The 19,817-nt window shown below is 59.2% G+C and carries 22 protein-coding genes and 1 pseudogene; 10 read left to right on the plus strand and 13 right to left on the minus strand.

Going from position 1 to position 19,817, the window contains the following annotated elements:
• Window positions 1–181: 181 nt before the first annotated feature.
• Window positions 182–1,375 carry a purine ribonucleoside efflux pump NepI gene (gene nepI / locus HMPREF3142_RS09440; protein WP_070612019.1) on the minus strand — a complete coding sequence of 398 codons (1,194 nt, stop codon included), beginning with the start codon at window positions 1,373–1,375 and terminating at the stop codon, window positions 182–184.
• Between the two features lie 211 nt (window positions 1,376–1,586).
• Between nepI and HMPREF3142_RS09445 the strand changes: the two genes are divergently transcribed.
• Both HMPREF3142_RS09445 and HMPREF3142_RS09450 read left to right on the plus strand, forming a co-directional pair.
• A complete protein-coding gene (locus HMPREF3142_RS09445) occupies window positions 1,587–1,946 on the plus strand; it encodes a type II toxin-antitoxin system RelE/ParE family toxin (protein WP_064171561.1) in 360 nt (119 codons plus the stop codon).
• Complete coding sequence (locus HMPREF3142_RS09450; RefSeq protein WP_004173862.1) at window positions 1,930–2,253, plus strand: helix-turn-helix domain-containing protein; 324 nt, start codon at window positions 1,930–1,932, stop codon at window positions 2,251–2,253. The genes HMPREF3142_RS09445 and HMPREF3142_RS09450 overlap by 17 nt, the downstream gene beginning before the upstream one ends.
• Before the next feature lie 98 nt (window positions 2,254–2,351).
• Here the strand turns inward: HMPREF3142_RS09450 and HMPREF3142_RS09455 are convergent, their stop codons facing one another.
• Together HMPREF3142_RS09455 and HMPREF3142_RS09460 are read right to left on the minus strand one after the other, a co-directional pair.
• On the minus strand, window positions 2,352–2,876 hold the full coding sequence (locus HMPREF3142_RS09455) for an SRPBCC family protein (RefSeq protein WP_016162009.1): 525 nt from the start codon (window positions 2,874–2,876) through the stop codon (window positions 2,352–2,354).
• Between the two features lie 102 nt (window positions 2,877–2,978).
• Window positions 2,979–3,431: a DUF1198 domain-containing protein gene (locus HMPREF3142_RS09460; RefSeq protein ID WP_032691299.1), complete on the minus strand. Its 453-nt coding sequence runs from the start codon at window positions 3,429–3,431 to the stop codon at window positions 2,979–2,981.
• Window positions 3,432–3,536: 105 nt separating this feature from the next.
• Here HMPREF3142_RS09460 and HMPREF3142_RS09465 point away from each other — a divergent pair, with 105 nt between their 5' ends.
• The gene (locus HMPREF3142_RS09465) at window positions 3,537–4,442 is read left to right on the plus strand and encodes a LysR family transcriptional regulator (protein ID WP_064142990.1); all 906 of its coding nucleotides are present in this window, start codon (window positions 3,537–3,539) and stop codon (window positions 4,440–4,442) included.
• A 47-nt stretch (window positions 4,443–4,489) separates the two neighbouring features.
• Here the strand turns inward: HMPREF3142_RS09465 and uhpT are convergent, their stop codons facing one another.
• From uhpT to ivbL, 7 genes are all read right to left on the minus strand, one after another.
• Complete coding sequence (uhpT, locus tag HMPREF3142_RS09470) at window positions 4,490–5,881, minus strand: hexose-6-phosphate:phosphate antiporter (RefSeq protein WP_004202242.1); 1,392 nt, start codon at window positions 5,879–5,881, stop codon at window positions 4,490–4,492.
• Window positions 5,882–6,026: 145 nt separating this feature from the next.
• Complete coding sequence (locus tag HMPREF3142_RS09475; protein ID WP_012967017.1) at window positions 6,027–7,355, minus strand: MFS transporter; 1,329 nt, start codon at window positions 7,353–7,355, stop codon at window positions 6,027–6,029.
• A gap of 11 nt (window positions 7,356–7,366) precedes the next feature.
• Window positions 7,367–8,851 carry a signal transduction histidine-protein kinase/phosphatase UhpB gene (gene uhpB, locus HMPREF3142_RS09480; RefSeq protein WP_163613483.1) on the minus strand — a complete coding sequence of 495 codons (1,485 nt, stop codon included), beginning with the start codon at window positions 8,849–8,851 and terminating at the stop codon, window positions 7,367–7,369.
• 17 nt (window positions 8,852–8,868) lie between these two features.
• Window positions 8,869–9,462, minus strand: coding sequence for a transcriptional regulator UhpA (gene uhpA, locus HMPREF3142_RS09485; protein WP_002923282.1), 594 nt, complete (start codon window positions 9,460–9,462; stop codon window positions 8,869–8,871).
• A 152-nt stretch (window positions 9,463–9,614) separates the two neighbouring features.
• Window positions 9,615–9,902 carry an acetolactate synthase small subunit gene (gene ilvN / locus HMPREF3142_RS09490; RefSeq protein WP_002923283.1) on the minus strand — a complete coding sequence of 96 codons (288 nt, stop codon included), beginning with the start codon at window positions 9,900–9,902 and terminating at the stop codon, window positions 9,615–9,617.
• Window positions 9,903–9,905: 3 nt separating this feature from the next.
• Window positions 9,906–11,594 carry an acetolactate synthase large subunit gene (ilvB, locus tag HMPREF3142_RS09495; protein ID WP_012540267.1) on the minus strand — a complete coding sequence of 563 codons (1,689 nt, stop codon included), beginning with the start codon at window positions 11,592–11,594 and terminating at the stop codon, window positions 9,906–9,908.
• 104 nt (window positions 11,595–11,698) lie between these two features.
• The gene (gene ivbL, locus HMPREF3142_RS27675; protein ID WP_002923286.1) at window positions 11,699–11,794 is read right to left on the minus strand and encodes an ilvB operon leader peptide IvbL; all 96 of its coding nucleotides are present in this window, start codon (window positions 11,792–11,794) and stop codon (window positions 11,699–11,701) included.
• Window positions 11,795–11,806: 12 nt separating this feature from the next.
• Between ivbL and HMPREF3142_RS29380 the strand changes: the two genes are divergently transcribed.
• The 5 genes from HMPREF3142_RS29380 to emrD all read left to right on the plus strand — a co-directional run bounded on the left by HMPREF3142_RS29380 (window position 11,807) and on the right by emrD (window position 15,346).
• Window positions 11,807–11,974 carry a hypothetical protein gene (locus HMPREF3142_RS29380; protein WP_162535969.1) on the plus strand — a complete coding sequence of 56 codons (168 nt, stop codon included), beginning with the start codon at window positions 11,807–11,809 and terminating at the stop codon, window positions 11,972–11,974.
• Between the two features lie 452 nt (window positions 11,975–12,426).
• Window positions 12,427–12,546: a type I toxin-antitoxin system toxin TisB gene (gene tisB / locus HMPREF3142_RS09500; RefSeq protein WP_004145059.1), complete on the plus strand. Its 120-nt coding sequence runs from the start codon at window positions 12,427–12,429 to the stop codon at window positions 12,544–12,546.
• Between the two features lie 90 nt (window positions 12,547–12,636).
• The gene (locus HMPREF3142_RS09505) at window positions 12,637–13,083 is read left to right on the plus strand and encodes a GNAT family N-acetyltransferase (RefSeq protein WP_012540266.1); all 447 of its coding nucleotides are present in this window, start codon (window positions 12,637–12,639) and stop codon (window positions 13,081–13,083) included.
• 69 nt (window positions 13,084–13,152) lie between these two features.
• The gene (locus HMPREF3142_RS09510; RefSeq protein ID WP_012967016.1) at window positions 13,153–13,986 is read left to right on the plus strand and encodes a DMT family transporter; all 834 of its coding nucleotides are present in this window, start codon (window positions 13,153–13,155) and stop codon (window positions 13,984–13,986) included.
• Between the two features lie 175 nt (window positions 13,987–14,161).
• Window positions 14,162–15,346, plus strand: coding sequence for a multidrug efflux MFS transporter EmrD (gene emrD, locus HMPREF3142_RS09515; protein ID WP_012540264.1), 1,185 nt, complete (start codon window positions 14,162–14,164; stop codon window positions 15,344–15,346).
• Between the two features lie 151 nt (window positions 15,347–15,497).
• Here emrD and dsdC read toward each other — a convergent pair whose 3' ends face one another.
• Both dsdC and HMPREF3142_RS29385 read right to left on the minus strand, forming a co-directional pair.
• Window positions 15,498–16,421 (minus strand): DNA-binding transcriptional regulator DsdC, encoded by a 924-nt coding sequence (gene dsdC / locus HMPREF3142_RS09520; RefSeq protein WP_012967015.1) that lies wholly within the window; start codon window positions 16,419–16,421, stop codon window positions 15,498–15,500.
• 13 nt (window positions 16,422–16,434) lie between these two features.
• Window positions 16,435–16,554, minus strand: a pseudogene (locus HMPREF3142_RS29385) (hypothetical protein); the annotation flags it as partial.
• Between the two features lie 91 nt (window positions 16,555–16,645).
• Between HMPREF3142_RS29385 and dsdX the strand changes: the two are divergent.
• Entirely contained in the window at window positions 16,646–17,983 is a 1,338-nt protein-coding gene (gene dsdX, locus HMPREF3142_RS09525) for a D-serine transporter DsdX (protein ID WP_012967014.1), read from the plus strand.
• Between the two features lie 17 nt (window positions 17,984–18,000).
• On the plus strand, window positions 18,001–19,329 hold the full coding sequence (dsdA, locus tag HMPREF3142_RS09530) for a D-serine ammonia-lyase (protein ID WP_070612021.1): 1,329 nt from the start codon (window positions 18,001–18,003) through the stop codon (window positions 19,327–19,329).
• 3 nt (window positions 19,330–19,332) lie between these two features.
• Here the strand turns inward: dsdA and HMPREF3142_RS09535 are convergent, their stop codons facing one another.
• Window positions 19,333–19,755, minus strand: coding sequence for a radical SAM protein (locus tag HMPREF3142_RS09535; protein ID WP_032430009.1), 423 nt, complete (start codon window positions 19,753–19,755; stop codon window positions 19,333–19,335).
• Window positions 19,756–19,817 lie beyond the last annotated feature (62 nt).

A 19,817-nucleotide genomic window follows, 5' to 3' on the forward strand; every position in this document is an offset into this window, starting at 1 on the left:
CCGGCTGGCGCTACGCTTAGCCGGGCTACGACTGGTGCGCTCCATTTATGCCGGATGGCGGCATACATGCCTTATCCGGCCTACAGAAAATCGCCTTCCCCCCAGGACCGGCAAGCGCAGCGCCGCCGGGCGGTCAGGCGCCGTACCCGCGGTAGTGCCGGCTGGCAAAAGGCGAGCGGCCTTAAGCGGGTGGATTCACCTTCACTTTGGTTGCCACCAGCAACCCGGTAAACAGCATTAATATTCCTGACAACACCAGCGGCGACAGCAGCCCTAAGTGGTCGAGCGCCACACCGCCGACCGCGGCGCCGCAGGTGTTGGCAAGCTGGATCACCGCCACCTGAATCGACCCGGCTTTTTCCGCCTGATCGGAGAGCGAACGGGTGATCCACGTTGACCACCCCACCGGGATCAGCGCAAACGCGAAGCCCCAGATAATCGCCACCGTCGAGGCGACGATTTTGCTTTCTCCCCACAGTACCAGCGCCGCCGCGCAGGCTGTCAGCACCAGCGGCGAAATCGCCAGCGCCGCTTTGACCGAGCGCTTCAGCACCACCGAGGAGAGCGAGGTGCCGATAAAGCTGGCGATACCAAAGCTCAGCAGCACCAGCGTCAGGCCGTCGACGTCAAAACCGGCGAGGGTCATGTAAACCGGGCGAATATAGGTAAAGAAGGCGAACTGCCCGGCAAAGGCCATGAAAATGGCGCACATCCCGGCCATCACCCCCGGACGCTTCAGCAGACCAAACATATTTTGCTGCTGAGAAGCCGATTCACCGGGCAGCGACGGCAGCGCTTTCAGCACCCAGAGCGTACACAGCACGCCCATCACCGCCGCGCCGTTAAAGACGTTGCGCCAGCCGATAAGCCCGCCAAGGAAACTGCCCAATGGGGCGGCGATCACCAGCGCGATTGATACCGCGCCGAAGATAATCGACAGCGCTTTCGGCACCACGCGCATCGGCACCAGCCGCATGGTCAGCGAGGCCGACATCGCCCAGAAACCGCCGAGCGCCAGGCCCAGACAGGCTCGTCCCAGCAGCAGCAGGGTGAAGCTATCGGCAAACGATACCAGCAGGCAGGAAAGGGTCAGCAGCAGCGAAAACAGGATCACCACGTAGCGGCGATCGGTTTTGCCAATGATGGAGGTGATAAACAGGCTGGAGAACATCGCTACGAATGCCGTCGTCGTCACCGACTGCCCGGCCATCCCTTCGGAGATGCCTAAATCCAGCGCCATCGGCGTCAGCAGGCTGACCGGCAGAAACTCGACGGTAATCAGGCAGGCAACGCAGAAAGCAACCGCGAAAACCGCCGACCAGTTTGGTCGCGCCAGCTCGCGTGCATGGGATTTGGCTTCATTTGAATGACTCATGAGTGACCTGCGAAGAAAGTGGCTGAAAGCCGCGCAGTGTAACATTTTGTTTGTGACGAATTTAACGTTTTCGCAACTCTTCTCGCTTTTCATAAGAGGATGCGTAGCTGTTCGCATGTTTAAAAAAACGATGCTTGCTATCGCTTTTACAAATCTCAGGAGAATTTAATATAGCACTATGTGCTATACTTTTAACGACAGGATGTCAGCAATGCGTATCTTTAAAACCAAATGGTTCGCCAGAGAGGCTAGCTCTCATGGCATTTCCGACAACGAGCTCTATCAGGCAATTCAATCTGCGCTTCAGGGCAAGGTGGTTGATTTAGGAGGAGGGGTTTATAAAAAGCGACTCAACAAGAATCGCGATCGCGCAATCATCCTTACCAAAAGCGCAGGGCATTGGTTTTATGTCTTTCTGTACGCCAAACAGGATATGGCCAATATCAGCCATCGCGAATTAATGGGGTTTCGTGAGCTTGCAAAACACTATGCCAATCTCTCTGAAGAGAAAACGACGGCCTTAGTTAAAAGTAAAGAATTGGTGGAGATTTGCGATGACAGCAAAAAATAAATACAAAAGCCCGGCTTTCGAAGCGATCCATAGCGCTGCGTCGGGGCTATTCAGCGTTGGCGCAATCCCACAGGAAACAATGCGCCATTTTGATGAATCATGTCTCGGTAGCGTAGCCGCACTTCAACCCATTGAAATTAAAGCGCTACGTGAACAACTCAATGTTAGCCAACCCGTGTTCGCTCGTTATCTGAATACCAGTGTGTCTACCGTGCAAAAATGGGAGACTGGCGCTAAACGACCGAGCGGAATGTCATTAAAATTGCTTAGCGTCGTACAAAAACACGGCCTGAAAATCCTACTGTAGTTATTCTGCCGGATGGCGCTTACGCTTATCCGGCCTACAAGTGACGAGTGCGGAAACCGTAGGCCGGATAAGGCGCAGCCGCCATCCGGCACTCGGATTTACTCACCGCGAGCCGATTTCACCAGCCCGCAGATCCACTCCTGGTGACCGTTAATCATCGGATTGGGCAAGGTACGCGCCAACTCCTGCGCCGGAACGCCTTTTTGCGACTCCTGGGTGAGGATACGTACGCGCCCGCCGGGCAAATCTTCAAATAGCCACGCGTGGATCACATCAAGACGCGTCGTTGCATCCCCTTCCGCCCAGCCGTGCCAGGCTACGCGCGCCGCCTGCCCGGCAGCGGGAGGTACATACTCTGTAATCTGCGCCTCAATCGGGAAGCCGAAGGTGCTGAAGCGGAAACGGGCGTTGGCGCTGAGGGTCGGGCCGCTGCCGTCATGGAAATGGATATCGGCAACGTTGCTGTAATAGCCCGGCCACAGCGTGGTGTCATCGAGCTGCGCCCATATCTGAGCTGCCGTCAGGCCGCTGACGATAATTTCATTAGAGGCAAAATTGTCGGTCGTGCCTGGCAGATACTCTTCCGGCCAGACGATGGCGCTTTGCAGCAGGGGCTGTTTCATGATTAACCTCGTGAACGATTGTTTTAACAAGGTTAATCATGCGTCGGTGAGTGATATAAATCGAATCACCATCCTTGATAATACACATAAGCAATTATGATATCAGTGCAGCCAGTGCACGCCGTCTTCCGGCAGAAACAGCGCGTTATAACGCTGCTGTAGGTTATGCAAATCGCTTGCATCCGGATCCAGCTCGCGCAGAAACCCTTGCGCAAGACGAATTTGCGCGTCGGTAATCGGCGCCGCTAAACGCGCTTTTTGCATCAGGCGATACCAGTAATGCAGGTTTTTTTCGCTGGCATCGACGATAGCGGTCTGCCAGATCAGCAGTACCTGTGCGGCGTTCTGCAGATGCGCTTCATTCGGCCGCTCCAGGTAGCGCAAATACTCATTACCGGCGGTTTTTCCCAACTGATCGATCATCGATTCCAGCGGAACAGGCGTTATGCCAAGGCGTTCGCTCAGGCGACGAATCGCGCGGCGTGAATCAGAGGTAAGCACCCGAAATCCCACAACAAATACCACTACCAGGGTGGCCAGTCCTATCCAGATCATGCATCCTCTCATCCAATCGCAGCCTCACTATCATAATGGGAATTTGCCTGCTGTCGACTACCGGGCATACCATAATGTGACTTATCGCGTTTGCGGATGGCTATCATGAAATCTGATATCAGAAACCTCGATCTCAACCTGCTGAAAGCCCTGGATGCGCTGCTCGATGAGCGCAGCGTCACCCGGGCGGCAGCGCGGCTGGCGCTCACCCAGCCGGCGGTCAGCGGCATGCTCACCCGCCTGCGCGACGCCTTTAATGACCCGCTATTTATCCGCGCCCCGCACGGTATGGTGCCGACGCTGCGCGCTCAGGCGCTGGCGGCTCCGGTAAAGCAGCTGCTGATCGATGCTGAAACCCTGCTGCAACCCGCCATCTTCGAGCCGCTGGAAGCCAATTTTACCTGGACCATCGCCGCGACGGATTATGCGTTGAAAGCAGTGATCGTGCCATTTATCGCCGCACTGAAGCCACTGGCGCCGGGTATCCGCGTGCGCATCATTCCCGAATCACCGACCACGCTGCTGGCACAGTCCGAACGTGGTGAAGTGGATATTGCGCTATTGACGCCCCACGATACGCCGCCGGCGCTGCACAGCCGGGCGCTGTATCAGGAAGACTATGTCTGTCTGATGCGCGAAGACCATCCGCAGGCCAGCCAGCCGCTGACGCTCGACCGCTTCTGTGCGCTGGAACATGTGCTGGTTTCATGGCAGGGCGATAGCTTTCGCGGCGTAACCGACGACGCGCTGGCGGCGCTTGGTCGAACCCGGCGGGTGGGATTGTCGGTGAGCAGTTTCCTGGTGTTGCCGGAAATACTAGCGGTGAGCGACATGATCGCCGTGGTACCGCGCCGGCTGGCGAAAAGAGCCAGCGGCATGAAAATCGCCCCACCGCCGCTGACGATCCCGGGTTTCACCAAAAGCATGGCCTGGCACGAGCGTAACCATCATGACCCGGCGCAGCAGTGGCTGCGGGAGCTACTCCTGCAATCCAGCCAGCAAGAACAATAAAAAAGCCCGGCGCAATGGCCGGGCAAGGTTACCAAATACCTGTTGAATCAGGCAGTCTGCAAAATACGGTTCTTTTTCTCGCGGCGAATTTTACGCTCTTCGAAGATAGCCACGATGGCCATCAGGCAGATACAGCCGATGGCGGCGGCGTCCAGCGCCGCAAAGGTGCCGGCCCAGCCGGTCAGGCCGAAGACCGGCGTGCCGTCGGCGATCATCCCGAGACCCAGCTTGGCGAAGCTATCGCCAATCAGATAGGCGAAAGTGCCCTTGATCCCATCGGCGGCGCCGATCGCTTTTTTCGGCACAAAGCCGACGGCGGCGACGCCAATCAACAACTGCGGACCAAACACCAGGAAGCCCAGCGCAAACAGCGAGGCCAGATAGACGTACTGGTTGCTGGCGTGTTGGTAAACCCCGAGGGTGGCGATAATCAGCGCCAGCGCGATGCAAGCCACCAGCGCGCGGCGGCCGTTGGCCAGATCCGACAACCAGCCCCACAGCAGCGTGCCGACCAGCGCGCCGACCTCAAACAGGGTAAAGCCCTGAATCGCCACCTCTTTAGACAGCTTCAGCTCCTGGAAAGCGTACACGGTGGACCACTGATCGATACCGATACGCACCACGTAGAGGAAGATGTTGGAGAAGCACAGCAGCCAGATCACTTTGTTTTTCAGCACGTACTCAACAAAGATCTGCCACTTGGTCATCGCATTTTCTTCGGTCTCTTTGTCCTCTTCGCTGATCGCTTCACCAAACAGCTCTTCCGCCGTGCCGAGGCCATAGGATTCCGGCGAGTCGCTACCGTAGCGCAGGCCGATAAAGCCAACGATCAGCGCAATAATCGACGGGAAGATAAACATGCCGATCACATGGCCGTCGAACAGATAGTTGGCGCCAAACAACGCCACGCCCGCCGCGCCCGCGCCGCCGAGGTTGTGGGAGATATTCCAGAAGCCGAGGAAGGTGCCGCGTTTGCGTCTGGGCGTCCACTTGGTGATGGTGGAATAGCTGCACGAGCCGCCGGTGCTCTGGAAGAAGCCGCTCAGCGCATAGAAGGCGATCATCAGGAACAAGCTGGTGGAGCCCGCGCCCATGCTGGCGCTAAAGCCCAGCATACAGATGGCGGAGAGGATCAGCATAAACGGCAGGAACTGCTTGGTGTTTTTACCGTCGGCATAATAAGACACGAGCGTCTTGCCCACGCCGTAGGTGATGGAGAAGCCCAGGCCAATCATCCCCAGCTGCGTCATGCTCAACCCATAGGTGGAGATCATGTCATTCTGCGCGATGTTAAAGTTCTTGCGGATCAGGTACATGGTCAGGTAGCCAATGAAGACCACCAGATAGGACTGCATGAAAGGTTTGAACCACATTTTGCGCCGCACATCGAGCGGCAGATCCAGGGTCGGCTTGCGCACCTGATTCAGAAAGGCCAGCATGGGTATCTCCTGAGCTGATTTTTTATGCCTGCGTAATAACCAGGCATTGTAAAAACCAGCGCGCCGTCTGGCCTGAGACGGCGTCCAGGTGAAACCGGGAAAATTTCTTAGTTTTGCTCCGTTCGCGGCCAAAGGGTGAGCTACATCACGCTTCGCTGGCGGTACGCGGCGCCTGCGCGTTTAAAAACGGCAGCAGCAGCAGCGCGGAAATGCCGGCGGCAATCGCAATCACCACGAAGAATCCGGTCCAGTGCCAGATATCCATCACCTGCGCCAGCGGCCAGCCGGAAAGCGAGGCGCCAAGATAAGCGAACAGGCCGACAAACCCGGTTGCCGCCCCGGCGGCTTCTTTATGCGAACATTCCGCCGCCGCCATGCCGATCAGCATCTGCGGGCCGAAGACGAAGAACCCGGTGGTGAAGAAGCAAGCCGCCTGCATGACGTAGCTGGCAAACGGCATCAGCCACAGCCCGCCAACCGACAACAAAATTCCGGCGGCGAAAATCAGATTCATCGGCCCACGGTTGCCGTTAAACAGCTTATCCGAGCCCCAGCCCGCCACCAGCGCGCCGATAAAACCGCCCAGCTCAAACATGGTCACCGCCGAGTTAGCGGTCACCAGATCGACGCCGAGCGTCTCCGACATATACAGATTACCCCAGTCGTTAATCGCCGCCCGCACCACGTACACCAGCACATAGCACAGCGACAGCAGCCAGATATAGGGATTGGCCAGCACGTAGCGGGTCAGGATCGCTTTGCGCGTCAGCCCGGCCCCTTCCTGCTGCTGGGCGATTTCCAGCGCATCGTGACGCCAGTCGCCCACGGCGGGTAACCCCACCGCCTGCGGGCGATCGCGCAGCCGCCAGCACAGATACAGCCCGGCGAGGATCGCCAGACAGCCGGCAATCGTCATCCCTGCACGCCAGCCGTAGTGCAGCGCCGCCGCCCCCACCACCATCGGGATCAGCGCGCCGCCGACGTTATGCGCGGTATTCCATAGCGCCCACCAGCCGCCGCGTTCGGTCCGCGAATACCAGGCCGTCAGCAGCCGGGCGCAGACCGGAGAGCCCCAGCCCTGGAAGAAGGCATTCAACGCCCACAGCAGCGCAAAAGCCCACAGCGAGGTGGAAAAACCGAACAGAATATTCACCACCCCGGTAGCGATAAGCCCCAGGCCCATAAAATAGCGGGCGTCGGAGCGGTCGCTAACGATACCGGAGAAAAATTTCGACAGCCCGTACGTGATATAGAACAGCGTGGCCAGCAGGCCAATATCGCTACGAGTCAGCACATTGCTGGCAAGAATTTCAGGCACCGCGGCATTAAAGCTTTTGCGGGTGAAATAAAACAGCGCGTAGCCAAGCCAGATAGTGAGCAGAATATGTCGACGCCAGTAACGATAACGCTCGTCCAGCTCGCGTTTATCGCTAACTGGCGCGGCGTCCGGCGGCGCTTTTAAAAAGGCAAACATCGGCGCTCCTCTCAGGCGTAACGCAGCGGTAGATTGACGCACACGCGGGTACCGTGTGTGCAGGAGATAGTTAACGTACCGCCCAGCGCGGTCACACGTTCGCGCATGCCGGTCAGGCCGAACCCCTGCAGATTCGACCCCGGCGGCAGGCCGCAACCGTCATCTTCCAGCACCAGCATTAGTCGCTCATCCTGCTGCCAGCCCTGCAGGGTAACAGCGCTGGCGCTGGCGTGCTTGACGATATTATTCAGCCCCTCCTGGCAAACGCGAAACAGCGTCACACGCTGGTTCTCGCTCAGTCCCGCCTCGTTAATCCGCCAGTCGAGATGGCTGACAATGCCGCGGTCCTCCAGCTCCATCTCGCGCATCAACGAACGTACTGCCTGCTCCAGCGGCAGGTCGTCGAGCTGACGCGGACGCAGACGGCCTAGCAGTCTACGCACCGAGTCGTAAACTCCCAGCGACAGCTGTTCTATCAGCTGGCCGCTCTGGCGCACGCTGGCGTTATTCGGCGCCAGCCGTTGCACGATCCCCGCCTGGGTGCGAATTGCCGTGATAGTCTGGCCAATATCATCATGGAGCTCGCGCGCCACGTCGCGCCGCACGCTCTCTTCGGTCTCCAGCAGACGTTCCGCCAGCCGCCGATTTCGCGCCAGCTCGTTCTGTAGCGACAGGTTAAGCTCGCGTAATCGCTGGATCCCCGCCCCCAGCAGCAGCCCGGTGAGGCTCTGCGCCAGCAGCGAAAGCAATAGATCGACCGGGTGATCGTGCCAGGTCTGGCTGGCAATCAGCGCAATCGCGTTCATCAGGGTGGCGATCAGCGCCCCCTGCCAGCCGTAGTGCCAGGCGAGGGCAATAATCGGCAGCGCGAGGCAAAATGGGGTAAAGCGGGAGAGCTCGGCGGGCAGCCCAAGCTGCAGCCACAGGCTAATGGTGAATAACAGCAGGTACCAGATCAGATGCCGACCGCGCCAGTTAATCGGCTGCGAGACCAGCGCGGGCCCCAGTGGCCTCCAGACGGTACTGGTAAGATAGTGCCAGATAACCAGGCAGGTCGGCGCCAGCGTCAGACCGCCGGTCAACGTCAACAACAGCGCGGTCAGTCCCTCACTGCCTTCTTGCGCCAGCCACGGCAGCGATTGCAGCAGCGAGGCGGCGATCAGCGCCCCGCCCTGGCGCAACAATGTCAGCCAGTCTCGCTGCTGGCGATAGCGTGAAATCAATGCCACCGGCAGCAGAGTCAGCAGACTTCCGGTCATCAAAATTATCGGGTGCGCCAGCGCCACCTCCTGCGCCAGCCAGAAGATAAGCAGCCACTCGGCGCCCAGCAGCACCGGCCAGTAGCCACGCGGGCATTGCAGCATCAGCCCTAAACGCAGGCCAAAGGGAAACAGCAACACCGCTAAATCCGCGCGTTCCACCAGATGCAGACTGATGCTCCACAGGCAGAACCAGGCGGCCGCGAAGATAAAGGCGCAGCCGATGACCGACAGCAATCGTGAGACGACAGCCTTCATTGCCAGCTATCGAACATGCGGCGCGCCAGCTCAACGTCGTTGCTGACGCCCAGTTTTTCCAGCAGGTTGGCGCGGTGAACGTGAACGGTTTTCGGCGACAGGCCGAGCTCGGCGGCAATCTCTTTCACCGCCATGCCCTGCGCCAGCTTTTCCGCCACCTGGCGTTCGCGTTTGGTGAGCGGATCCTGGCGCCCGGCGGCCAGCTTCATGGCGATATCCGGCGTGAGATAGCAACCACCCGCCGCCACCGTGCGGACCGCGGCAATCAGTTCATCCGGGCTGCAGCGTTTCGACAGGAAGCCGCGCGCGCCGGCGTTCAGCGCCTGCTCGATCAGCGCCGGGCTGTCGTGTACCGACAGCATGATGGTCGCCATCCCCTTCGGCAGCTGGCTGAGCAGCTCCAGCCCGGAAATATCCGGCATGGAGATATCGCAGATACAGACCTGTACGCCGCGCCCCGGTAGCCCCGTCAGCGCCTCGCGGCCGCTACCAAATTCAGCGACAACCTGAAAATCAGCTTCCAGCCCCAGCAGCTGAGCAAAGCCGGAGCGGACAATCAAATGATCGTCAATAAGGGCGATGGTAGTCATGGTGTTTCCTGGTGCCTGAAAGCGCCGGATGGCGGCGTAAACGCCTTATCCGGCCTACGGATCCACTCCCTGTAGGCCGGATAAGCGCAGCGCCATCCGGCAAAGGCGCTTACCTTAACCATAAGCACCTTACCGTTCAAGCCTTGCGCGATTTACTCGAAGAACACCGCAATTTTGTTAAACATGGTGGGATCGGATTGGTTGCGCGCCACTTTGGTGACATCTTCCAGCTTTTCAATCTGGCTAATCATCTGCCCCAATCGCTGGTCATCATTCACCAGCAGCCAGATACGGCTGTGTTCGCTGCCCTGAATTGGCAGACAGAGAATGCCTTCGACGTTAAACGCCCGACGGGCAAATAGCCCGCAAACGTGGGTCATGACGCCGGGATGGTTGCGGACGGTGAGTTCCAGAATGACGTTATCACATTGTTTTTGCATGGCTTATTCCCCCACCATTTCAGTATTGGCCGCACCCGGCGGTACCATCGGATACACTTTCTGCTGCGCGTCGATACGCACGTGGATCAACGCCGGCCCCGGACGGTCGATAATCGCCTGCAGCGCCGCCTGCGGATCGGCTTCGTTATTTAAATCACAGGTTTGCAGGCCAAAACCGGCGGCAATCTGCATAAAGTTAATCATCCCCGGATAGGTGGCGGCGAACACGCCCTGCTGATAGAACAGGCTCTGCTGCTGGTGCACCAGCCCCAGCGCTTCGTTGTTCAGCAGGATAATTTTGACATCCAGCTGATTTTCGGCGGCGGTGGCCATCTCCTGAATATTCATCATCAGGCTGCCGTCGCCGGAGAAGCAGATAACCTTGCGCTGCGGATTGGCCAGCGCCGCGCCGATGGCCGCCGGCAGGCCGAAGCCCATGGTGCCGAGGCCGCCGGAAGTCAGCCACTGGCGCGGACGGTTGAGCGGGTAGGCCTGCGCTGTCCACATCTGATGCTGACCCACATCGGTGGTGATGATCGCCTCATCGTCAACGCAGGCGGCCACGGCGTTAATCAGGCCGTAATGGGAGAGCGGGTCGCTTTCCTGCGGGATGGCGCAAGGGAATTCACGCTGCAAATCGGCCACCAGCTGGCGCCACTCATCGCGCGGCTGCGCCTCAATCTGCGGGATCAGCTGGGCTAAGACTTCCGCCACATCGCCCTGAATCGCGACGTGCGGTTGCTTAATTTTGCCAAGCTCAGAGCGGTCGATATCGACGTGAATAATCTTCGCGTTCGGGCAGAACTGCTCGGTCTTGCCAATCGCCCGGTCATCAAAACGGGCGCCTAAAACAATCAGTAAATCCGCTTCCTGCAAAATGAAGTTGGTGCTGCGCGCGCCGTGCATGCCCAGCATCCCCAGCGACAACGGATGCGCCTTCGGCAGCATCCCCAGCGCCATCAAGGTCATGGTGGTCGGCAGGTTGGCTTTTTCCGCCAGGTCCCGAATCGGCTGCGGCGCGTTAATCACCCCGCCGCCCAGATAGAGCACCGGCCGTTTCGCCGCGTTAATCATTGCCGCCGCCTCACGCACGCTTTCAGGCGTGAAGGCCGGTGCCGGGGCGCGCTCGCCCGGCTCTGGCAACGTTTCCAGCTCAATGGTCGCCGCCTGTACGTCCTTAGGAATGTCTATCCACACCGGCCCGGGACGCCCGGACTGGGCAATACGGAAGGCGTCGCTGATCACCTGCGGCAGCTCGGCGATGTCGCGCACCAGGTAGTTATGCTTGGTGATGGGGATAGAGATGCCGTAGGTGTCCACTTCCTGGAAAGCGTCGGTGCCGATCATGGAGGCCGGCACCTGGCCGGTGATGCAGACCAGCGGGATTGAATCGAGGCGGGCATCGGCGATCGCCGTAATCAGGTTGGTGGCGCCAGGGCCGCTACAGGCCATACAGACTGCGGGTTTGCCTTCGGTTCGCGCCATCCCCTGAGCGATAAAACCCGCGCCCTGCTCGTGGCGCGCCAGGATGTGGCGGATCTGCGTGCTTTGGCTTAAGGCATCGTAGATGGGCAGGATAGAACCGCCCGGGATGCCGCTGACCATAGTGATGCCCTGGCGTTCCAGTAAATGAACAACCAGCTGCGCGCCGGTAAAGCGCATTGTGTTTGATGTGGTGCCCGAACTTGCCATGCTCCAGTCCTTTTATTCTGGGCCGACTTTACCGGGGGGCTCGCCAACAAAAAACCCCGCTCGGTTTGCGCCGGCGGGGTTTGGAATTCGTGTTGTTCCGGACCCTACGGCGCGTTGCCGACGACGACCACCACAGACACGACGACCACCGCGGCTGGCGCGGTTTTTAGTAGGGTCGAAGCGATCAGGGTTGCGTTCATTAGGGACCTGTTGTGTCGAAAAATAAGCTGAATTTATACAAACACAGGTTTTACGATTTCACAATGGATTTATTTTCATCCACGATAATTTGCGTGAAAGATCACAATTCGGCGCAAAAGGGCAGAAAACAAAAAACCCCGCCGGAGCGAGGTTTTTATCAGCATGGTTACAGGTGGTAGCCGCAAGCACACTGTATTACGTCAACGCCAAAAGTATACGCGATCGCTGCAGTTCGCGCAATTTAAGGTCGGTTTTTCTCTGTCATAGAGTATGGATGAGAGGGGCGTATTTGTCCAAAAAATACTGTTCATCCATACAGTATTTATCTATACTGGGTGTGTTCACTTTGTGCCATTCGGGGGCCGCAAGTTTGACCGGCGCAACGAAGTCCTGGCTGAAACGGGTGGTGCCGTCAGTGCCTTAACCCCGAGAGAGCACACTGTGTTACGTCAACAACGTGCAGTCACTGGCCCGCGCGGCAACGCGTGGCTCAGCGCTGCGCACCCCTGTCGTTGCAGGCGGCGGGCCGGGAAGCCGTTCATGGAAAGGATGAACTATCGGCCAGGGCAGACGCCGCCGGCGACAGGCAGGGATAAGCTGGCAACGGGCAGCGGAAAGGTACGTCAGCTTATTGTGCTCCTTAACCACAGGAGACGCGCGTATGGGCGGAATGGATATTATTATTTTAATCCTGAAACTCATGGTTGCTGTGTTGCAACTACTTGATGCAGTCCTGAAACAGTTCCGCTGATTCAGGTTCAAGTCGCACCTGAGGGGGGCGGGAAACCGCCCCCCTGCAGGCGCCCGCCGGGCGTCCCGGGATGACTTGATGGAGGAAACTATGCCACCCCTGTTAATTGCCGCCACAACGCCGGACGATCCGGGGTTCGTTGCGCTGCGCACTGAAAGCCTTGAACAGCATTTCAACATGCTGCGCCGCCTGGCGGAAAACTGGCAGAGCGGCAAAAACCGCTTTAACGCGCCGGGCGAAACGCTGCTGGGCGCCTTCGTCAACCACCAGCTGGTAGGGGTATGCGGCATCAATAGCGATCCCTTCAGTCCGCAGCCGCGGGTTGGGCGCATTCGCCATCTCTACATTAGCGAACGTTACCGTCGCCGGGGCATCGGCCAGCAGCTGCTGGTCTCGGTCATTACCCACTCCAGCGCCTGGTTCGATTTTCTTAACACCCATGCCCCGGCGCAGGCCTGGCCCTTTTATGAAAGGCTTGGTTTTCGCCCGGTGTACGATGAACCGCGGGTGACACATCGCCTGTTTTGTTCGCTTTAACCCCCCCGCTGGCAGGCAGCGCGGGCGCGTGTTACATTCCGGTGACCTTCACTGTTGAACCTGTCTGCGATGACCCTCACCGTATTCTGCATTTTGCTGTTCGCCGCCCTGCTGCACGCCAGCTGGAACGCTATCGTCAAAGCCAGCGGCGATAAAATGTACGCGGCGATCGGCGTCAGCGGCTCGGCCGCGCTGATCGCCCTGGTGATGCTGCCCTTTGCCCCGCAGCCCGCGCTTGCCAGCGCCCCCTATCTGCTGGCGTCGTGCGCGTTACAGGTGGTGTATACGGTGCTGGTGGCGAAGACCTATCAGGTGTCGGATATGAGCCAGACCTACCCGCTGATGCGCGGCACCGCGCCGCTGCTGGTCGCGGCGATAAGCGTGCTGTTCCTAGGCGATCGTCTGTCGCCGCTGGCCTGGCTGGGCATCGGCGTTATCTGCCTGGCGATTCTGGCGATGGCCTTTCACGGCAGCGTTAGCTCCCGCAAAGGCATCGTGCTGGCGCTCATCAACGCCTGCTTTATCGCGGGATATACACTGGTGGACGGCACCGGCGTCCGGCTGGCGGGCTCGGCGCTAGGCTACACCCTGTGGACCTTTTTTATGAACGGTTTCTGCCTGCTGTGCTGGGCCATGGTGGCGCGACGGCGAGAGGCCAGTCGTTATTTACGTCAGCACTGGAAAAAGGGCATCCTCGGCGGTGTCGGCACCATGGGCTCCTACGGCCTGGCACTATGGGCGATGACCCAGGCCCCGCTGGCGGTGGTCGCCGCGCTACGTGAAACCTCCATTCTGTTCGGCGCGCTGATCGCCTTTATCGTTCTGAAAGAACAACTGATGCCGCTGCGCATCGTGGCCGCCTGCGGGATTGCCGCCGGGGCGATCCTCCTGCGCCTGGCGTAGCCTGAAATGGCAACATTAGTTGCCGTTCCTGTTTACATAATCTGCCTGGAATTCCCTCAACAATCGGCGCTTTGCAGTTGTCCTGTCATTTTAATATGGTAGATTCCTCCATCGTTTACGGTATGTGCCAGTCACATATTCTTCATTTCTCTTTACTCGCAAAGTATTCATCGACATGAAACGGCATAAGAACTTCAATTTGTTGTTGATGCTGGTACTGCTGGTGGCCGTCGGCCAGATGGCGCAGACCATTTATATTCCGGCTATTGCCGACATGGCGGTCGCGCTGAACGTCCGCGAAGGGGCGGTACAAAGCGTGATGGCGGCCTATCTGCTGACCTACGGTATTTCACAGCTGTTCTACGGCCCGCTCTCCGACCGTGTGGGCCGCCGTCCGGTGATCCTCGTCGGGATGTCGATTTTTATGCTGGCGACGCTGGTAGCTATTACCACCCATAGCCTGCCGGTGCTGATCGCCGCCAGCGCCATGCAGGGGATGGGCACCGGGGTCGGCGGCGTAATGGCGCGCACCCTGCCCCGCGACCTGTACGAAGGCGCGCAGCTGCGTCATGCCAATAGCCTGTTAAATATGGGTATTCTGGTCAGCCCGCTAATTGCGCCGCTGCTCGGCGGCATCCTCGACACCCTGTGGAGCTGGCGCGCCTGCTACGCCTTCTTGCTGGTGCTGTGCGCGGGCGTGACCTTCAGCATGGCGAAGTGGATGCCGGAAACGCGCCCGGAAGGGGCGCCACGCACCAAACTCCTGACCAGCTACAAAACGCTGTTCGGTACCGGGGCGTTTAACTGCTATCTGCTGATGCTGATCGGCGGCCTGGCCGGGATTGCGGTGTTCGAAGCCTGTTCCGGGGTGCTGATGGGCGCGGTGCTCGGCCTGAGCAGCATGGCGGTGAGTATTCTGTTTATTCTGCCGATCCCGGCGGCGTTCTTCGGCGCGTGGTTTGCCGGCCGGCCGAACAAACGTTTCCCGACGCTGATGTGGCAGTCGGTGATCTGCTGCCTGCTGGCAGGTTTGATGATGTGGATCCCTGGACTGCTGGGCATCATGACCGTCTGGACCCTGCTGGTGCCGGCGGCGCTGTTCTTCTTCGGCGCCGGGATGTTATTCCCGCTGGCCACCAGCGGCGCGATGGAGCCGTTCCCGTTTCTCGCCGGTACCGCCGGGGCCCTGGTGGGCGGCTTGCAGAATATCGGCTCCGGCGTGCTGGCCTGGCTGTCGGCGATGATGCCGCAAACTGGTCAGGGCAGCCTCGGCCTGCTGATGATGCTGATGGGCCTGTTGATTCTGCTGTGCTGGCTGCCGCTGGCCTCGCGCTTCACCCACCATCAGCAGCCAGTATAAGCGCGGCGGTCGTTCCCCGGATGGCGGCTGACGCCTTATCCGGGCTACCGGACTGTAGGCCCGCGCAAGCGCAGCGCCGCCATTTTGCCGGGTGGCGGCTCACGCCTTACCCGCCCTGGCCAACAACACAGAGGGGTAGCCCGGCTCATTTTCAGGTCAGGCTATGCAGCCACTCGATAAAAGCGTCGATTTTCGGCCACTGACGGCCCGGCAGGGTCGTCACGTAATAATGCTGATGGCATTTCAGCGTCATGTCGCCAAAAGGCGCAATCAGCTCGCCGCTCTCCAGCCGCTTCTGCACCAGCCGTTTACGTCCCATCGCCACCCCTACATGGTTCATCGCCGCAATAACCGCTAAATCGGATCGATCGAAGCCGATGCCCGACGATGGCGGCAGTTCCACCGCAAATTTCTGCGCCCAGCTATACCACTCATCGGTCCCCGAGTCGTTGCTCCATGCCTGGCGATCGTGGAGCAGCGTACAGTGGCGCAGACTGGCAGGATTTGACGTTAACTGCAGCTGGCGGGCGTAATTCGGCGTACATACCGGCACGATCGCCTCATCCATCAGAAAATGATGGCTCAGCTGCGACGACGGCGCATCATCAAAATAGATTGCCAGATCGATACCCGCCCGCTGCAGGTTGACGTTATCGTTGCCGGTCAGCACAGTCAGCGAGATGGCCGGGTAGCGGTGAGTGAAATCCCCCAGCGCCGGCACCAGCCAGCATTGGGCTATCGACGGGCGCGAATAGACCGTCAGGCTGCCAGAGAGCTCCTGGTTTTTGATGTCCAGAATCTCCTGATTGAGGCCATCCAGCGACGACTTCAGCGCCCAGTAAACGCGCTTCCCTTCTCGCGTCAGCTCCACTTTGCGGTGCGAGCGGACAAAGAGCTGGATCCCCAGCTCCTCTTCCAGCTGATTAATCCGGTGACTGACGGCGCTTGGGGTGAGCGCAAGCTCGTCTGCGGCCAGGGCGAACGACTCGTGCCGCGCCGCCACCTCAAACGTCGACAGCCTGGAGAGTTGCCAGCCGTTGAGCAACCGGGTACCTAAGGTTTTGAGTACATCCATTATGCGCTCCTGGCAAAAAAGGGGATCTGGATGATAAAAAAATAACGCCAGAACTTCCGCTCAAGGATGAATTAATTTGACCCATAGCATATTCATAGGTCGATTTTAGAGCTAAATCACCTTTTTGATTCAATTTGACTCACCTGAAAGGCCATTTATATCGTTTGTCAGCCCATGCCGAGTTTCTGTTCAATAACCACACGTTACTTACGGCGAGGTGGGGTATGGAATCGCAAATCTGGGTTGTGAGCACGCTGCTGATTAGCATCGTGTTAATCGTCTTAACGATCGTCAAACTGAAGTTTCATCCGTTTCTGGCGCTGCTGCTGGCGAGCTTTTTCGTCGGGGCGATGATGGGGATGGGCCCGCTGGAGATGGTCAACGCCATTGAGAGTGGGATCGGCGGCACGCTGGGCTTCCTGGCGGCGGTGATCGGTCTCGGTACCATCCTCGGCAAGATGATGGAAGTCTCCGGCGCGGCGGAGCGCATCGGCCTGACGCTGCAGCGCTGCCGCTGGCTGTCGGCGGACGTGATTATGGTGCTGGTCGGCCTGATCTGCGGTATTACCCTGTTTGTCGAAGTCGGCGTGGTGCTGCTGATCCCGCTGGCGTTCTCCATCGCTAAAAAAACCAATACCTCGCTGCTGAAGCTGGCTATTCCGCTGTGTACGGCCCTGATGGCGGTGCATTGCGTGGTGCCGCCGCATCCGGCTGCGCTGTTCGTGGCGAATAAACTGGGCGCCGATATCGGGACGGTTATCGTCTATGGCCTGCTGGTCGGTCTGATCGCCTCGCTGGTCGGCGGCCCGCTGTTCCTCAGGCTGCTCGGCAACCGCCTGCCGTTTAAATCGGTGCCAGCCGAGTTTTCCAACCTCGACGTTCGCGAAGAATCGACGCTGCCCTCGCTCGGCGCTACGCTATTTACCGTGTTGTTACCGATTGGGCTGATGCTGGTGAAAACCGTCGCTGAACTGAATATGGCGCAAGGCGGCACGCTGTATACAGTGCTGGAATTTATCGGCAACCCCATCACCGCGATGTTTATTGCCGTTTTTGTCGCCTATTACATTCTCGGCATTCGTCGGCAGATGGGGATGGGCGTCCTGTTGACTCATACTGAAAACGGCTTCGGATCGATCGCCAACATCCTGCTGATTATTGGCGCTGGCGGCGCGTTCAACGCGATTTTGAAATCCAGCGGCCTGGCCGATAGCCTGGCGGTGATCCTCTCGAATCTGCATATGCATCCGATTCTGCTGGCCTGGCTGGTGGCGCTTATCCTGCACGCCGCCGTCGGCTCCGCTACCGTGGCGATGATGGGCGCTACCGCCATCGTTGCGCCGATGCTGCCGCTTTATCCTGGCGTAAGCCCGGAGATCATCGCCATTGCCATCGGTTCCGGCGCCATTGGCTGCACGATCGTCACCGATTCCCTGTTCTGGCTGGTAAAACAGTACTGCGGCGCCAGCCTCAGCGAAACGTTCAAGTACTACACGACAGCGACATTTATCGCGTCACTACTTGCACTGGCCGCCACCTTCCTGCTTTCTTTCATTATCTGAGCGCAAAGAGACGTATGATGAAACACGCTGACCTGACCACCTTAACCGCGACCTTCCCGCTTGTGCAGGATCTGATCGCCCTGAAAGAAACCACCTGGTTTAACCCGGCCACCACCACCCTGGCGCAAGGGTTACCTTACGTCGGTCTGACCGCCGACGATGTGCAAGACGCCCATGCCCGCCTTCAGCGCTTCGCGCCCTATCTGGCGGAAGCTTTCCCGGAAACGGCCGCCAGCGGCGGGATTATCGAATCGGAAGTGGTTGCCATTCCGGCAATGAAACGCAGCCTTGAGCAAAAGTTCGGCCAGCCGATTAGCGGCGATCTGCTGCTGAAAAAAGACAGCCACCTGCCGATTTCGGGTTCCATTAAGGCGCGTGGCGGGATTTATGAAGTGCTGACCCATGCGGAAAAGCTGGCGCTGGAGGCCGGACTGCTCACCACCGCAGATGATTATCGCAAATTGCTGACACCGGAATTTAAACAGTTCTTCAGCCAGTACAGCATCGCTGTCGGCTCCACCGGCAACCTCGGGATGTCGATCGGCATCATGAGCGCGCGCATCGGCTTTAAGGTTACGGTACATATGTCGGCGGATGCCCGGGCGTGGAAAAAAGCCAAACTGCGCAGCCACGGCGTGACGGTCGTTGAGTACGAAGAGGACTACGGCGTCGCCGTCGAACAGGGGCGCAAGGCAGCGGAATCCGACCCGAACTGCTTTTTCATTGATGATGAAAACTCGCGCACGCTGTTCCTCGGCTATGCCGTAGCCGGCGAGCGCCTGAAGGCGCAGTTTGCCAAAGCAGGGCGCGTGGTCGATGCCGATCACCCGCTGTTCGTCTACCTGCCGTGCGGCGTTGGCGGCGGCCCCGGCGGCGTGGCATTCGGCCTGAAGCTGGCCTTCGGCGACCACGTTCACTGCCTGTTCGCCGAACCGACCCACTCGCCCTGCATGCTGCTCGGCGTCTATACCGGGCTCCACGGCCAGATAGCGGTGCAGGATTTAGGCATTGATAACCTGACCGCCGCCGACGGTCTGGCAGTCGGCCGGGCGTCCGGGTTCGTTGGCCGGGCGATGGAGCGCCTGCTCGACGGGCTGTATACCCTTGATGATCAGACGATGTACGACATGCTGGGCTGGCTGGCGAAAGCGGAAAACATTCGCCTTGAACCGTCCGCGCTGGCCGGAATGGCCGGGCCGCAGCGGGTCTGCGTCAGCCAGGCGTACCATCAGCTGCAGGGGCTGAGTGAGCAACAGCTGGAGCAGGCCACCCACCTGGTGTGGGCCACCGGCGGCGGTATGGTGCCGGAAGAGGAGATGGCGCAGTATCTGGCGAAGGGGCGCTAATCTTCAGCGCAGCAGCGGCATCAGCGCCTCTGGCGGCCGCTGCTGTCGGCGCAGGTCACGCATCACTCGCATATAGGGCCCGCTAAGATCGTAGAACTGCCGGTAACCCGCGCACAGCGGGTCTTCCTGTTCGCCGCAGCGGCACAGGCGCAGCCACGGGCAGCCGTAGCAGGTGCTGTTGGCCGCTGGCGCGCCTGGCTGGGTCAGCGTCTCGCCGCACCAGGCGCTCAGCGTCTCACTAAACAGCAAAATATTGATGCGCCCAATATCTTCCCGCACCCAGCGGTGAAAGACAGCACAGAGAAACTCCCCCCAGAGCGCGGCGTCGCCGGCCGCCAGCTGCGGAATAAAATGGATAGCGGTGAGCCCCTGTTGACGTAGTTGTGCATAGAACGCCTGCGGCTGATGGCAATGATGCGCCTCCACCACGACAGCCTGAAAGGGTGTGTCATGTTGCTGGCCGGGGGCATGAGTGAGAGGCAAATTCG

The sequence above is a fragment of the Klebsiella sp. HMSC16C06 genome, from assembly GCF_001808325.1.
GTDB lineage: Bacteria > Pseudomonadota > Gammaproteobacteria > Enterobacterales > Enterobacteriaceae > Klebsiella > Klebsiella variicola.

Coding starts and splice junctions, on each gene's coding strand:
- HMPREF3142_RS09510 (WP_012967016.1), top strand. CDS start 13,153: ATGACCCTCACCGTATTCTGCATTTTGCTGTTCGCCGCCCTGCTGCAC.
- HMPREF3142_RS09460 (WP_032691299.1), bottom strand. CDS start 3,431: ATGATCTGGATAGGACTGGCCACCCTGGTAGTGGTATTTGTTGTGGGA.
- HMPREF3142_RS09455 (WP_016162009.1), bottom strand. CDS start 2,876: ATGAAACAGCCCCTGCTGCAAAGCGCCATCGTCTGGCCGGAAGAGTAT.
- HMPREF3142_RS09465 (WP_064142990.1), top strand. CDS start 3,537: ATGAAATCTGATATCAGAAACCTCGATCTCAACCTGCTGAAAGCCCTG.
- dsdX (WP_012967014.1), top strand. CDS start 16,646: ATGGAATCGCAAATCTGGGTTGTGAGCACGCTGCTGATTAGCATCGTG.
- dsdA (WP_070612021.1), top strand. CDS start 18,001: ATGAAACACGCTGACCTGACCACCTTAACCGCGACCTTCCCGCTTGTG.
- ilvB (WP_012540267.1), bottom strand. CDS start 11,594: ATGGCAAGTTCGGGCACCACATCAAACACAATGCGCTTTACCGGCGCG.
- ilvN (WP_002923283.1), bottom strand. CDS start 9,902: ATGCAAAAACAATGTGATAACGTCATTCTGGAACTCACCGTCCGCAAC.
- dsdC (WP_012967015.1), bottom strand. CDS start 16,421: ATGGATGTACTCAAAACCTTAGGTACCCGGTTGCTCAACGGCTGGCAA.
- uhpA (WP_002923282.1), bottom strand. CDS start 9,462: ATGACTACCATCGCCCTTATTGACGATCATTTGATTGTCCGCTCCGGC.
- uhpT (WP_004202242.1), bottom strand. CDS start 5,881: ATGCTGGCCTTTCTGAATCAGGTGCGCAAGCCGACCCTGGATCTGCCG.
- HMPREF3142_RS09450 (WP_004173862.1), top strand. CDS start 1,930: ATGACAGCAAAAAATAAATACAAAAGCCCGGCTTTCGAAGCGATCCAT.
- HMPREF3142_RS09445 (WP_064171561.1), top strand. CDS start 1,587: ATGCGTATCTTTAAAACCAAATGGTTCGCCAGAGAGGCTAGCTCTCAT.
- ivbL (WP_002923286.1), bottom strand. CDS start 11,794: ATGAACGCAACCCTGATCGCTTCGACCCTACTAAAAACCGCGCCAGCC.
- emrD (WP_012540264.1), top strand. CDS start 14,162: ATGAAACGGCATAAGAACTTCAATTTGTTGTTGATGCTGGTACTGCTG.
- HMPREF3142_RS09505 (WP_012540266.1), top strand. CDS start 12,637: ATGCCACCCCTGTTAATTGCCGCCACAACGCCGGACGATCCGGGGTTC.
- HMPREF3142_RS09475 (WP_012967017.1), bottom strand. CDS start 7,355: ATGTTTGCCTTTTTAAAAGCGCCGCCGGACGCCGCGCCAGTTAGCGAT.
- nepI (WP_070612019.1), bottom strand. CDS start 1,375: ATGAGTCATTCAAATGAAGCCAAATCCCATGCACGCGAGCTGGCGCGA.